Here is a 13315-nt window from a genome sequence, read left to right on the forward strand (position 1 = left end):
AAGGAGCAAAAGATGTTTAGATATATGATTGCAAGTCTGATATGTGTGTGTTTGACAATAACCTCAATGGAAGCAGCCAAAAAGCCAAAAGAGGAGATCAAAAATTGGCTTTTTTTGAATGACACTTCGCTTGGTGCGTCTTGGTCTAGTATCGGTGATACAGGTTATATCTCTGTGGATCTTGGCTACTCTCTGACGATTGCAACCTATGCACCGACAGGGGGAGTGAGGAGGACTTTTGGGCTAGACATCGAAGTGCCTCTCTATGTCTCTGCTCTTGGGTCAAGCAATGGGATTACAAGTGGAGACAAAATCTCAGAATCGCTAGGCTGGGGTGTCGTGCTACCGCTCACAATTGGTATCGAAGCTAAAAATTTCTGGCTCAAAGGATTGTTTGGCTATACATACAATGAGATTTCAGAAGGGTTTGATGTCGCAAGCAACAAACAAAGTATCGTCAAGATCAATATGCGTTATCACGGCTTCACTTATGGCGTGCAACTTGGTTGGCGTTACAAAAACATCCTAAACCTTGGGCTAAAAGCAATGTTTGGCAAACTCCAAAACACCGCACGCAATGCCAATGGTAGCGGACTTGAGACAGCCATCCAAAGCAAAGATCGCCAATACAATCTGATGAGGTTTGGTGGTTTTGCCTCGATCACTTTTTAGGCTTATGGTCTTTGGCTTTGTGGATTCTATAGGCTGATTTTACACTCCTAAGAGCTTAAAAGTTTTGGATACAATTTGAAAACTTTAAGCTTAGAAGGTGATTGAATGCGTAGCTTGATTTTTACTTTGTGTTTGCTTGGTGTGTTGGTCGCTGAAGTTCAAAAAGCACAGATCACACAATCTTATTCCTACAACTCAAAAAGTGGGGAGTTTGCTCTTGAGCAGAATCAAAACAAAGTGATTTTGAGTATCCATTCTCAAGCCCTGCAACACTTCCTCAACTCCAATCTCGGCGACTCAAACATTGATTCGCAATCTGTGTTTCTCAATGGAGGCTATACGGAGTTCCAAAATGCCGATAAAAATTTCAGGACTTATGTCAATTCTAGTTCAATCAAAAACAAAAAACAATTTTATGAGCTGATTTTCGAACTCAAAGAGATCGATCCGAGTCGCTTTGAAGTCATTGGCACACAGCAGGTGTTCCCTACTATGCATTGCAAGTTTATCGTGCAAAAGGATTTGATTAGTTTCATTGACGGGCGAAAAGACTTCGTTATCAATCTCAACAATCAGCATTTTTTCCAAAAAGCTATCGCTACCAAGCGTTTTGTCCAATGTCTCAAATAAAGTTGGAACAGGTTTTGCTATCTTGCTGTTGTCAAATCAAATTTTTAAAGGATGAGAAATGAGAGTTAGAATGACTTATTCGGTATTGATAAGCGTAGCAGCTTTAGGTTTTACAGGTTGTGGAGCATTTACAGATGGTGTGAGTGATACTGCCTTGATTCCACCTTCTGCAAACTATCAGGCAAGTTATGTGCCATTGCAACCACCGATGATGCAAGGATTGGGAGGAAATATGCTCAATGATATTCCTCAAACAAGGCGTGTCAATGATGGTATCCCTATGGATGCACCAGAGATTCCTGCACCAACTCCGGCACCTGCACCTGCACCAACTCCGGCACCAACGCCTAATTTGCAGATGAGCAACCCTCAATCGATTGCATCAGAAATGGCTGATCCGATGATTCCAAATTCACCTATCCTCACGCCTAGCAATACAATCGAGCTAAATGCTGTAGGTATGGGAGTCGCACCTGAAACTTCAGCTTCACCCTCACAAGCTCTAGCACTTGCCAAAAGAGCTGCAATTGTCGATGCTTATAGACAAATCGGTGAAAAAATGTATGGTATCCGTGTCAATGGTCAAGATACGGTCAAAGATATGATGCTCCAAAACTCTGTGGTCAAAACAAAGGTTCAAGCACTCATTCGCAACGCCGAAATCACAGAAACGGTTTATAAAGATGGATTGTGTCAAGTGAGTATGGAACTCAAACTTGATGGAAAAGTATGGCATAGAGTTTTATCAGGAAATTTCTAAGCCGACTAGATGGAGTGTTGGATGTTTGAGAAAATGAGGAAAGCCCTATATTGTTGCTTCATTGGTGGTGCTTTGATGATGAGCGGTTGTGCCTCTAGCACACAAAGTGGCAATGGGTGGGATCAGTTCCTTTCATTTTTTGGTGCCAATGGTGAAATCAATCCCGATGCGATTGACAAGCTAGAGCATATCTCAGGCACCAAGCTTTTGCTATTCAACACGATTCCGATTAAGTTTTATGATATTGCTATCATCAGAATCACGCAATATGCTATCAATATCGATCTCTTCCAAGCAGGGACTCCTATCGGAGTCATTGCCATAGGTCGCGATGAGATTTGCTATCAAGGAGAGTGTGCTCCCAAATCATTGGTGACACGCAAAATACTTGGGCTTGTGAGTTATCCAGAATTGCTTGATGATATTTTTTTGGCACGCGATATTTTCAACTCCAAAGGATTGCGTATCGGCAAAAATGGAAATCTGATTCAACGCTTTTTGCTCAACGATCAAGAAATCTTTTATGAACGCTCTGTGGATTTTACATTGTTCAAAAATCTCACTACAGGTGTTACAATCTCGATTCAAAAATACCACCCACCAAAAATGTAACTTTATGGAGTTAAATGATGAAGCACTTTTTGAGTCTCAAAGATTTTGAAAAAAATGAAATACTAGAGATGATCGCACTCGCACAAAGCATTAAATCAGATTTTCAAGCCAAACGCCCTACTCCGTTGCTCAAAAATCAGATTTTGGCGATGATTTTTGAGAAAAACTCGACACGCACACGCGTGAGTTTTGAATCAGGGATTTATCAGCTAGGAGGCACGGGGATCTTCCTCTCAAGCAATGACATTCAGCTAAGTCGCGGAGAACCCATCAAAGACACCGCAAGAGTGGTTGGCTCTATGGTGGATATGGTGATGATTCGCACTTTTGCACATAGTCGGCTTGAGGAGTTTGCCCATTACTCTCCAGTTCCTGTGATCAATGGGCTAAGCGATAGCTTCCACCCTGTGCAACTTATGGCAGATTATCTCACGATGCTAGAATGTGGGTTTGATTTGGAAAACAACAAGCCCAAAGTCGCCTACATCGGCGATGGCAACAATATCGCACATTCTTGGCTAATGCTAGCAAGCAAATTGGGCTTTGATCTCAATATCGCCACACCTCCAGGCTATGAGGTCGATGCTGAGATCCTCTCCCTTGCACAACAATTCGCCTCCAAAAGCCAAGCAAACATCTCAATCACCAACAACCCACAAGAGGCGGTGGAGCATTGCAATGTGGTCACGACAGACACTTGGTCTTCGATGGGGCAAGAGAGCGAGAAACAGATTCGCAAACAAGCTTTTCAAGGTTTTATGGTGGATACACAGCTGATGCAACTTGCTTCTCAAGATGCGATTTTTTTGCATTGCCTTCCTGCGTATCGCGGAGAAGAGGTGAGCGATGAGGTGCTAGAGAGCCAAGCAAGCAAAGTGTTTTTGGAAGCTGAAAATCGTCTGCACGCACAAAAAGGGATTATGGTCTATCTAGCAAACAACACAAAGGATAACAATGTTTGATTTCAAAGAACAAATCATCGATGGGGAACTCCAACACATTAATGGGCAAGAACTGCGGATTTGCCTCAATCAAGAGTTTGATTCCAAATCTCCGTGCGTCCTCTCTGCTCACAATGACACAGAGTATGTGTTGATTTCATCCACACTTTTGAAAAATCTTTTGGAGAGGATGAGGACTTTGCAAGAAGAGGTTTTTGAAATGTCTTTGGAACGCGATATTGTCAATGAAATGCCCCTAGATTTTGAGGATGTGATGAGTGTCGCAAGAGCCAAAATCGAGGAGAAACATCAGAAACTATTGCCGACAGATTGCGATGCACTTGTCAAGGAAATCAAAAAAGAATACCCAAACTTGTTCTACAATATTGATAAATACTTAAGGAAATAAAATGATTGATTTTGACAAGATTGCCAAATATTCCAAAGCAGGTCCAAGATACACCAGCTACCCCACGGCTATAGAATTTCACGATGGTTTCACACACCTTGATTATCAAAAAGCCCTGCAAGATTCTAATCATTCCAATCTCCCCCTATCGCTTTATTTTCATTTGCCATTTTGTCGCAGTGCGTGTTATTTTTGCGGGTGCAATGTGATTTATACAAGTCAAGAAGAGAAAAAAGCACAATATATTGTCTATCTCCAAAAAGAATTGGAACTTCTCAAAAGACATTTAGACACCAAAAGAGAGGTGATCCAACTCCACTTTGGGGGTGGCACTCCGACATTTTTCAATGCAGATGAACTCGCTAGGATCATCGAACTCATCAAAGAAACTTTTACAAACTTCTCCACTCAAGCAGAAGTGAGTTGTGAGATTGATCCGAGATTTTTTAACACTCAACAAATGCAAGTGCTAAGTAATGGAGGATTTAATCGTGTGAGCTTTGGTGTGCAGGATTTTGATGAAAGAGTGCAAAATGCCATCCACAGGATCCAAAGTGTTGAGCTTGTAGAAAACGCTGTCAAAATCGCACGCGATGCAGGAATCAAAAGTATCAACTTCGATCTCATCACAGGGCTCCCCTATCAGACACTAGAGAGCTTTTTACAAACGCTCCAAAAAGTGATAAAACTCTCCCCTGATCGTTTGGCGATTTTCAACTACGCCCATTTGCCTTGGCTCAAAAAAACAATGCGTAAAATCGATGAAACCACATTACCCACCCCCAAAGAAAAACTCAAGATTTTGCAAGAAACCATTGAGCTATTGGATCAAAACCATTACAAGCTCATCGGTATGGATCACTTCGCCAAACAAGAAGATGAACTCTATATCGCCAAACAAAAAGGAGAGCTAAGACGCAATTTCCAAGGCTACACAACGCGTGGGTTTTCTCAAACCATCGGCATAGGCTTGACAAGCATTGGAGAGGGGGAGAACTACTATGCACAAAACCACAAAGAGATGAAAGCCTACACTCAAGCACTAGATGAGGGGATCCTCCCTACAAGCAAAGGTATATGGCTCACACAAGAGGATAGATTGCGTAAAGAAGTGATTATGCAGATTATGAACAATCTCTCCATAGAATACACACAGATTGAGCAAAAATTCCACATCAATTTCCAAGAACACTTCGCCTCAAGCCTTCAAGCACTCAAGCAATACCAAGAAATCGGTTTGATCCAATTCCACGACAATGGCTTCCGTGCCACTCCGACAGGGGGGATACTGATCCGCAATATCGCAATGGAGTTTGATCCCTATCTTGCCAAAATACGCAAAGACACCTTCAGTAAGACACTCTGATGCTTCAAACCTCCACCGCCCCTTGTGTCAAATGTGCCAAATGCAACCCCCACTGCCACACTTTCATCTCAAGCTATGATGAGTTGTATTCTCCGCGAGGGTATTTGCACCTATGTGAGCTTGCAAACTCCCAACAGATCGCGATGGACAAAAACCTCCAAGAAGTGCTAAGCCATTGTGATTTGTGCAAAGAATGTGAAACAATCTGCCCTTTTCATTTGCCAATCACACAGATGATTCTAGAAGTGCGTCATCGTTGCCAATAGTAGCTTACAATTTCCATCAAAAATAAGGAGTCTCGTATGGATAACCAAATCAAAGCGTCTATACAAAAGCTACCAAAAACAGAGCTACATGTGCATTTAGAGGGGACATTGGAGGCAGATTTCAAAGCAGAACTTGCGCGCAAAAACCAAATCGCACTCCCCCACTCTGATAGCCATTCCGCCACAGAATATCGCTTCGAAAACCTCACATCATTTTTGGAGGCTTATTATTCTGGTATGGAGGTTTTACGCACTCAAGAGGATTTTTACAATCTTGCAATGCGTTATTTCCACAAGGCAAAAGAAAACAACATCTGCTATGTTGAGGCGTTTTTTGATCCCCAAGCACACACTTCTAGAGGGATAGAGTTTGCGACTTTTTTTGAGGGCTACTATCAAGCCACACAAGATGCTCAAAAATTGGGGATACAGGCTAGATTGATTATGTGTTTTTTGAGAGATTTGAGTGCTGAATCAGCAATGGAAACTTACCAACAAGCCCTCAAATACAAAGATAGGATTTTGGGCATTGGGCTTGATTCTGATGAAAAGGGCAATCCGCCTTCCAAGTTTGCAGAAGTTTTCAAACGCGCTCAAGAGGATGGGTTCCCCATCACTATCCATTGCGATATAGATCAGCAAAACTCTATCTGCCACATCAAAGAAGCCCTGCTTGATCTCAAGACAAACCGACTAGATCACGGCACCAATGTGCTAGAAGATCCTAGCCTTGTCCAATATCTCAAAGAACACCAAATCGGACTGACTTGTTGCCCTATGAGCAATGAGTTTATCACCGGGGATATGAAAGGCAAAGAGATCATCGAGCTTTTGCGTCAAGGGGTCAAAGTGACGATCAACTCTGATGATCCTGCGTATTTCCGCGGTTATGTCAATGAGAATCTATTCCAACTAGCGATGCGACATCAACTCTCCAAAGAGGAGATCAGACAGCTTGTAGAAAACGGATTTGAGGTCGCTTGGATGTCTCCACAAGAGAGAGAGGGCTATCTCTGCCAAGTCCGAGAGATCGCTCTGTAGTGCTTATCCTCCACACACTGGAGGGAGCAAAAGCACCTTATCCCCATCTTGAAACACAAAATCCAAATCCTCTTTGATTTCATCATTGACTGCGATCGCACTCAATGGCAACCATTCTTGAAGCTCTGCGATTTGATTGAGTGCATTTCTAAGCTCTTGTAGATTCAGCACTTGAAATTCACGACTATCCAACCCGATTGGTCCCAAAAACTCTACTTTGACATTTGCCATTTTTTCTCCTTCTATAGATTGAGCAAAGATTGTAGTGGATAAAAATCAACCATTTGAGCATCAGGCACATCTCCCCCGCCCTCAGGCAATACCAATAGCCCACTTTGGTTACAAAAATTATTCACCACAGAGCTTTGCAAAACCTTTTTGTCCCAAAATCCCACTCTATATTCTCCATCGACAATCTCATAGTTGCACACACGAAACTCTTTGCGTGTGTCTTTACGCACAATCCCCCCTTGCAACCTTGCTTTTAGAGGCATAGGCAATCCTGTGACATTACCTGTAAGCTTGGCAAACGCAATACGCACAAACAGCATAAAAGTCATCGCGCAAGAGTTTGGGAAGCCCGGAAGCAAAAAAACGCATTGCTGATTTTTGATCCCAAACCCCACAGGCTTGCCGGGCTTCATACGCACCCCCTTGAAAACCATATCGCATTCCTGCCTAATCACATCTTGAGTGATGTCAAAATCCCCCTTACTCGCCCCCCCTGTGGTGACCAAAATATCACATTGTTTGAGGGCTTGTCTGACACTCTCTAGATTGTGGTTTTTGTCATCTTGGAGGAGCGGAAAGAGGAACACTTCTGCCCCCCAATTTTGTGCAATCGCTTTGAGTAGATGATGATTGACACTATAAATCGTGTTTTCTCTTTTTGCCTCGCCCACCTCAATCACTTCATCACCACCACTCAAAATCGCAATTTTGGGGGCAATATAGACACACACAAACACTCTGTTGAGCTCTGCGAGTAACCCAATCTCAAACGGAGTGATTTTGGTCCCTTTTTTGAGCAATACCTCGCCTTGGCGATAGTTCTCTCCGACTTGTCTCACCCATTGCCCTTTGTGGATTGCCTGAGGCATTGAGTGAAATATCTTGCCCCCCTCCTCTCTCACATCTTCTACAAGCACCAAAGTATCGGTGCCTTGTGGCATTTTGGCTCCTGTAAAAGTTTTGATACACTCCCCTTGTTTGCAAGAGATATACGCACTCTCTCCAGCTTTGCAGATCCCGCCTACAACCAATCCTTGATGTTTAAGTATCTCCAAATATTCAAACTTCAAAGCATAGCCATCCATTGCAGAGGTCAAATGGGTGGGCATATCCTCTTGTGCCACGATGTCTTCAGCCAAAACGCGATTTAAACTTTGGGCAAAAAAGACTTTCTCTATCCCTAGTGGCTCAAGTTTGAGCTCTCTAAGAATCTCTACACTTTCTTCATAACTGATATTAGTTTTCATTTCACTCCTTCAAAGCAGATGTCCCATTTTTGTTTTTTTGATTTGGAGATATTCTTGATTGTGCTGATTGCTTTGTGCGATGATCGAGCAACGCTCCACTTGCACATACTTCTCCAAAAGCTCTATTTTTTTGGGATTGTTTGTCAATAATCGGATCTTATTAAGATCAAAAAACCTAAAAATCTCCCCGACTATTTCATAATTTCTTGCATCGCTAGGCAGATTCAAGGCTAGGTTTGCCTCCACGGTATCTAGCCCTTGATCTTGCAAAGCATAGGCATTGATTTTGTTGAACAATCCGATTCCACGCCCCTCTTGCCTCAAATACAAAAGCATCCCACCCTCATTGCCAATGCTTTTGAGTGCCATCTCAAGCTCATCGCCACAATCACATTTGAGCGAACGCAACACATCTCCAGTCAAGCATTCAGAATGCAAACGCACAAGAGGCACCTCCCCCAAATGCTCCGATCTCAAAACCAAATGCTCAAGCTCACACTCCCTGCCTTCAATATTTTGAGTATATTCTCTAAAAACCCTCAATCTAAAAGTGCCATAGGGCGTGGGGAGTTTTGATTCTTCAGAAATATCTACTCTCACACTCAATCCTTTTTAATCTCAAAAACTATAACGAGCCACCAATGCAATACCATCGGCTTTGGGGACATAAAAACTCTGAAACTGATTGCGATTTTTGATCCCTAGAGCTGATCCAAGTTGCAAATCCTGTATCACAAACCCCAAAGGATCCAACACAAACAGACACAATCCCCCAAGAAACCTAGAATCCAACACCTTAGAATCATTGTTTTGTATCGCATTGATCAAGCGATAGAAGCCCTCTCCTAGCAACGCCCCTATCGCCGGGGTGACCACTAGATCTTGCCAACTAGGTGTTTCAGCAAATGCCTCAATCCCATACTCCCAAAAAAATGTAGAGAACAAAAAACCATAAAAAGCCGAAAACGCCCAATTAAATCCAGCACGCCTACTCTGCAGATAATAGATTGCTCCACAATAAGGGTGTGCGATGAAATTGAGCCACAAGTCATCAGGATCTACTTTGGGGGAGTTTGAAATCCTCTGCCAATACTTTGAGCCGAGTCTGCGGACATCGTCTTTGTCCCAATGTGTGACAGATTCGGGCATCATAAACAACATCCCTGCAGTTCCAAATGAAGCCATCACAGTCAAACCTGCACTCACTCCCAAATACCCTGCCCGACTTGTCGGCACATAATAAGGTTGATTGAATTTCAAGAAAGGATCTTGTTTGCTCACTTGTGGGATCGCTTCTTTTTTGGATTGCTGCAATATTTCTTGATCTTGTGCATAGCTACTGCACACAAACCAAGAGAACAAAACAGCAGTCCTACCAATCATTCCAAACCTCTGTTCAATGCTGTTGGGAAACTTCCCCACTTTTACCTCCACTTTTATACTTCAAAAAAATTTCTTCAATACGCATTGTTTTGTCAATTGCTTTTAGCATATCATAGATTGTCAGCAGCCCGACACTCACGCTTGTCAATGCCTCCATTTCAATCCCTGTTTTGCCATTGCATTTCAAAGTGGATTCCAATCTCACAGAGTGTGTGTCATCATCGGTAAAAATCTCTATATTCACACTATCAATCAAAATATTATGGCACATCGGAATGAGCTCACTTGTCTTTTTTGCCCCCATAATCCCTGCCACAATCGCAGTCTGAGACACAGGTCCCTTTTTGCCTGTAGAGTTTTTGAAGGCTTCATAGGCTTGAGCACTCATATAAATTTTGCCACTAGCGATTGCTGTGCGACTTGTTGTGGATTTTGCCCCTACATCCACCATCGTGGGCTGTTGATGCTCATTGAGATGTGTTAGTTTCATCCTCTCTCCTTGTGCCTATTTTTTGGGTCGGAATACAGAGATCACTTCGGCATTGCCCTCAATATAAGCCCCGCCAATCAAATCGATACAATAAGGAATCGCAGGGAAAACTGCCTCCAAGCATTCTCCGATACTTTTGGGTTTCCCGGGGAGATTGACAATGAGGGTTTTCCCTCTGATCCCTGCAGTCTGACGCGACAAAATAGCCGTAGGCACATATTTGAGACTTGCACTCCTCATCAGCTCCCCAAACCCCGGCATCATTTTTTCGCACACCTCCTCTGTAGCCTCAGGAGTAATATCTCGCGGTGCAGGACCTGTGCCACCTGTGGTTAGCACCAAATCGCAACATTTTTCATCGCACAAGTATTTCAAAGCCTCTGTGATTTTTTGTTTCTCATCGGGTAAAACTTGGTAGATAGGCTCCCACTCATTTGCAATATAAGAATCCAAAACCTCAATAATCGCCTTGCCGGATAAATCCTCATACACCCCTGCATCAGCACGATCACTAGCGACCAAAATCCCTATTTTGACTTTTTTCATTGATTCTCCTTTTTTAAAATTCCAGCACCTTTCAACAGATAGCTTCTGTCTTTGGCATAGATTCGCTTAGAGCCTAGCAAATCATACTTCCAAATGGGAGCATTGTGCTTGAAATCCTCAACAAAATCAGCATAAAGCTCCAAAGCCACTTTGCGATTGGAAGAAAGAATCGCACTCATATATGAGCTTTGGGCATTTGGGACATCCCCTATCGAGTGTGCCATACAGATGATGATGCCCTTTTTTAATGCCAAATCCTCCCAAGTGCCAAACCATTTTTTCAAAAGTGGTTCATAAATATCAAAACTCAGTCCATCAAAGCCGTTTTCATCTCTCACGATTCCACAAAACATACAAACAGCACCGAAGTTGTTTTCTCTAGCGATTGTTTCCCAATGACGATAAATCGCCTCTGTAGGCAATGGTCCCTCATACAGCTCTAGCATACTTCACGATCCTCACGACAAAACTTAAGATTTTAGAAAAATTGTTGTTATGATAGCCAAATAAACAAGAATCTAAAAGCCTAGCTCCAAAACAAAAGACCAAAAGCCCCCCAAACCCAAAGATCCCTGAAGCTTTCTCAATCTTTTTGCAAAAACATAGCTTATTTTGCCCTCTAGTATTTTGCTTCCCAAAACACTAGATTGCTATCTCTTTGATGTCGCCCACTTCCAAAAACATCTCATAAATCCGATAAATCAAAGCCTTGCGATTCTCCCTGATCCCCTCATCCTCAACATTCACCATCACAGCATCAAAAAACCTTTCAAGCAAAGGCTTCAAAGCAAAAAGTGCTCGGATATAATCCCTCATCAAGCCTTGAGGATCAATCGCACACATCGCCTCATACAGATCTCGCTCCTCTTGAGTTTGAAACTTCCCCACATCAATCTTTTGGCAAGATTGCATTTCTTTGGTGATATTAGCCACACGCTTAAATGTCGAAATCAAAGTTTCCTTATCATCGCCCTCTAGCACCTCATTGAGCAAAACTGCTTTCTGCATCATCGCACCCACCGCCTTTTCTCTACCCTGTATCACGCTCCTCAAAATCGAGGGGTTGAGCTTGAGCACGCCCTCCATTCTCTCTAGCAAAAACTCCCACACTTTTTGAGTTTGGAGCCCTTGATAAATCCCTGCCATTTGCTCTAACATCTCAAAAGTCAAAAGCAAATCAAAATCCTTGATGATTCTCAAAATCCCATTCCCGCAACGACGCAAAGCAAAAGGATCTTTGGAGCCACTTGGGATTTTGCCTACGCTAAAGAGTGCCATAATCACATCGATCCTATAGCTCAAAGCTACAATAGAGCCAAAGCACTCTTGAGGCAACGCACTCCCCTCCCCTTTGGGCAAGTATTGATCTTGCAATGCCTGAGCGATATGTCTCCCACGATGTGCGATCCCCCTTTTGTCCTCTGCGACTGCATAATAACGCCCCATCACCCCTTGCAACTCCGGAAACTCACCCACCATTTCAGAGAGTAGATCTGATTTGCTCACCGCAATGCACTCTAGCAAATCCTCCTCATCCACCACCCCTTTGTGATGCTCTAGCAAAATCTTGGCGATCTTTTGCTCACGCTCTATTTTGTCCTGCATACTGCCAAGCCCCTCGACAAAAGCGATCTTGCTCAAATCATAACTTGCCAAATCCCTCTTCAAATCGTTTTGGTAGAAAAACATCGCATCGCTCAAACGCGCGCGCAACACCTTTTCATTGCCTAGCACGATTTGCCGAGTATCTGCACTCATAGAGTTGATCACGACGACAAACTGATGGTGCAAACGCCCCTCCTTGAACACTGCAAAATACCTTTGATTTTCTTTCATTGAAGTGATGATGACTTCAGAGGGTAGTTGTAGATACTCCGCCTCAAAGCAACCAAGCAAGGCACGAGGGTATTCAGTGATCGCTACCACCTCACAGAGCAAATCCTCATCAATCTCCACATTCAAGCCACTCTGCTCCTCGATCTCCCTAATCTGTGAGAGTATCTGCTCCCTGCGTTCTTTGGGCGAGAGGACAATCCCACCTTTTTGCAAAATCCCAAAATACTCCTCAACACTTCCAAACGCCATAGGCTCAAACCCAAAATCGCGATGCACAAAAGTTTGATTTTGGCTACGCACCCCAAAACATTCACACTCAATGCGTTGTGTGCCCAGCATCACAGCGATATTGCGGATAGGACGGATGAAGCCCTCCTCCAAACTCCCCCAACGCATACTTTTGCCAAAATGTAGAGAATCCAACCAAGTCGCAATCATCTCTCCCAAAATCTCTGCACTTGCCTCCCCCTGCTTCTCCTGCACACAATAAAGCACTTCTTTGCCACCCTTTTGCACCCTTTGGATTGCAGCACCCCCACATTTTTTGACGAAGCTCTCACCAGCTTGACTATAGCCTTGCTCAACATCTCCATTTTGATAGGCAATCTGAACAGGAGGACCAAACAGCTCGATTTTTTGCGTCGCTTGAGATTGAGGAAAATCCTCGCTATAGAGGACGATCCGCCTTGGAGTGTAGAAAAACTGACACTCCGCATCCAAATGCCTCTCTCTCAAAATCTCCATCCATTTTTGCAAAATATTTTTTTCCTCTTTCAAAAAAGGAATAGCAGGTAATTCTTCTGTTAAAATCTCAATGAGTAATTTCAAAGGTGATCCTTTTGTCAGTTTTTGGAATGATTAAAATTTTAGCAACTTATATAAGGA

General features: G+C 43.1%; 17 protein-coding genes. 9 read left to right on the forward strand and 8 right to left on the reverse strand.

Annotated features, from left to right (window positions below; all coding sequences use genetic code 11):
* The first annotated feature begins 12 nt into the window (after positions 1–12).
* From BBW65_RS01445 to add, 9 genes are all read left to right on the forward strand, one after another.
* Positions 13–672: a hypothetical protein gene (locus BBW65_RS01445; protein ID WP_066338732.1), complete on the forward strand. Its 660-nt coding sequence runs from the start codon at positions 13–15 to the stop codon at positions 670–672.
* Between the two features lie 105 nt (positions 673–777).
* Positions 778–1302, forward strand: a complete 525-nt coding sequence (locus tag BBW65_RS01450; RefSeq protein WP_066338735.1) for a hypothetical protein — start codon at positions 778–780, stop codon at positions 1300–1302.
* Between the two features lie 58 nt (positions 1303–1360).
* Positions 1361–2062: an LPP20 family lipoprotein gene (locus tag BBW65_RS01455; RefSeq protein ID WP_233702071.1), complete on the forward strand. Its 702-nt coding sequence runs from the start codon at positions 1361–1363 to the stop codon at positions 2060–2062.
* A 21-nt stretch (positions 2063–2083) separates the two neighbouring features.
* Positions 2084–2674 carry a hypothetical protein gene (locus BBW65_RS01460; protein ID WP_066338739.1) on the forward strand — a complete coding sequence of 197 codons (591 nt, stop codon included), beginning with the start codon at positions 2084–2086 and terminating at the stop codon, positions 2672–2674.
* Positions 2675–2691: 17 nt separating this feature from the next.
* The gene (argF, locus tag BBW65_RS01465) at positions 2692–3636 is read left to right on the forward strand and encodes an ornithine carbamoyltransferase (RefSeq protein WP_066338741.1); all 945 of its coding nucleotides are present in this window, start codon (positions 2692–2694) and stop codon (positions 3634–3636) included.
* Entirely contained in the window at positions 3629–4024 is a 396-nt protein-coding gene (locus tag BBW65_RS01470; RefSeq protein ID WP_066338744.1) for a DUF2603 domain-containing protein, read from the forward strand. Before argF ends, BBW65_RS01470 begins: the two co-directional genes overlap by 8 nt.
* Before the next feature lies 1 nt (position 4025).
* On the forward strand, positions 4026–5390 hold the full coding sequence (hemN, locus tag BBW65_RS01475) for an oxygen-independent coproporphyrinogen III oxidase (RefSeq protein ID WP_066338747.1): 1365 nt from the start codon (positions 4026–4028) through the stop codon (positions 5388–5390).
* Positions 5390–5656 (forward strand): 4Fe-4S dicluster domain-containing protein, encoded by a 267-nt coding sequence (locus BBW65_RS01480; protein WP_066338749.1) that lies wholly within the window; start codon positions 5390–5392, stop codon positions 5654–5656. Before hemN ends, BBW65_RS01480 begins: the two co-directional genes overlap by 1 nt.
* A 36-nt stretch (positions 5657–5692) precedes the next feature.
* Positions 5693–6697, forward strand: coding sequence for an adenosine deaminase (gene add, locus BBW65_RS01485; protein WP_066338751.1), 1005 nt, complete (start codon positions 5693–5695; stop codon positions 6695–6697).
* Between the two features lie 3 nt (positions 6698–6700).
* Here the strand turns inward: add and BBW65_RS01490 are convergent, their stop codons facing one another.
* The 8 genes from BBW65_RS01490 to glyS form a co-directional block, all read right to left on the reverse strand.
* Positions 6701–6928: a MoaD/ThiS family protein gene (locus tag BBW65_RS01490; protein WP_066338753.1), complete on the reverse strand. Its 228-nt coding sequence runs from the start codon at positions 6926–6928 to the stop codon at positions 6701–6703.
* A gap of 11 nt (positions 6929–6939) precedes the next feature.
* Positions 6940–8175 (reverse strand): molybdopterin molybdotransferase MoeA, encoded by a 1236-nt coding sequence (locus BBW65_RS01495; RefSeq protein WP_066338756.1) that lies wholly within the window; start codon positions 8173–8175, stop codon positions 6940–6942.
* Between the two features lie 9 nt (positions 8176–8184).
* Complete coding sequence (ribA, locus tag BBW65_RS01500; RefSeq protein WP_066338757.1) at positions 8185–8775, reverse strand: GTP cyclohydrolase II; 591 nt, start codon at positions 8773–8775, stop codon at positions 8185–8187.
* Positions 8776–8793: 18 nt separating this feature from the next.
* Complete coding sequence (locus BBW65_RS01505; protein WP_233702072.1) at positions 8794–9597, reverse strand: DUF3943 domain-containing protein; 804 nt, start codon at positions 9595–9597, stop codon at positions 8794–8796.
* Positions 9572–10048 carry a cyclic pyranopterin monophosphate synthase MoaC gene (moaC, locus tag BBW65_RS01510; RefSeq protein ID WP_066338761.1) on the reverse strand — a complete coding sequence of 159 codons (477 nt, stop codon included), beginning with the start codon at positions 10046–10048 and terminating at the stop codon, positions 9572–9574. The genes BBW65_RS01505 and moaC overlap by 26 nt, the downstream gene beginning before the upstream one ends.
* Before the next feature lie 15 nt (positions 10049–10063).
* Entirely contained in the window at positions 10064–10594 is a 531-nt protein-coding gene (mog, locus tag BBW65_RS01515; RefSeq protein WP_066338762.1) for a molybdopterin adenylyltransferase, read from the reverse strand.
* The gene (locus BBW65_RS01520; protein ID WP_066338764.1) at positions 10591–11040 is read right to left on the reverse strand and encodes a molybdopterin synthase catalytic subunit; all 450 of its coding nucleotides are present in this window, start codon (positions 11038–11040) and stop codon (positions 10591–10593) included. Before BBW65_RS01520 ends, mog begins: the two co-directional genes overlap by 4 nt.
* Positions 11041–11236: 196 nt before the next feature.
* The gene (gene glyS, locus BBW65_RS01525; protein WP_066338766.1) at positions 11237–13258 is read right to left on the reverse strand and encodes a glycine--tRNA ligase subunit beta; all 2022 of its coding nucleotides are present in this window, start codon (positions 13256–13258) and stop codon (positions 11237–11239) included.
* Positions 13259–13315: the final 57 nt, after the last annotated feature.

The organism is Helicobacter enhydrae (assembly GCF_001693335.1).
Classification (GTDB): Bacteria; Campylobacterota; Campylobacteria; order Campylobacterales; family Helicobacteraceae; genus Helicobacter_G; species Helicobacter_G enhydrae.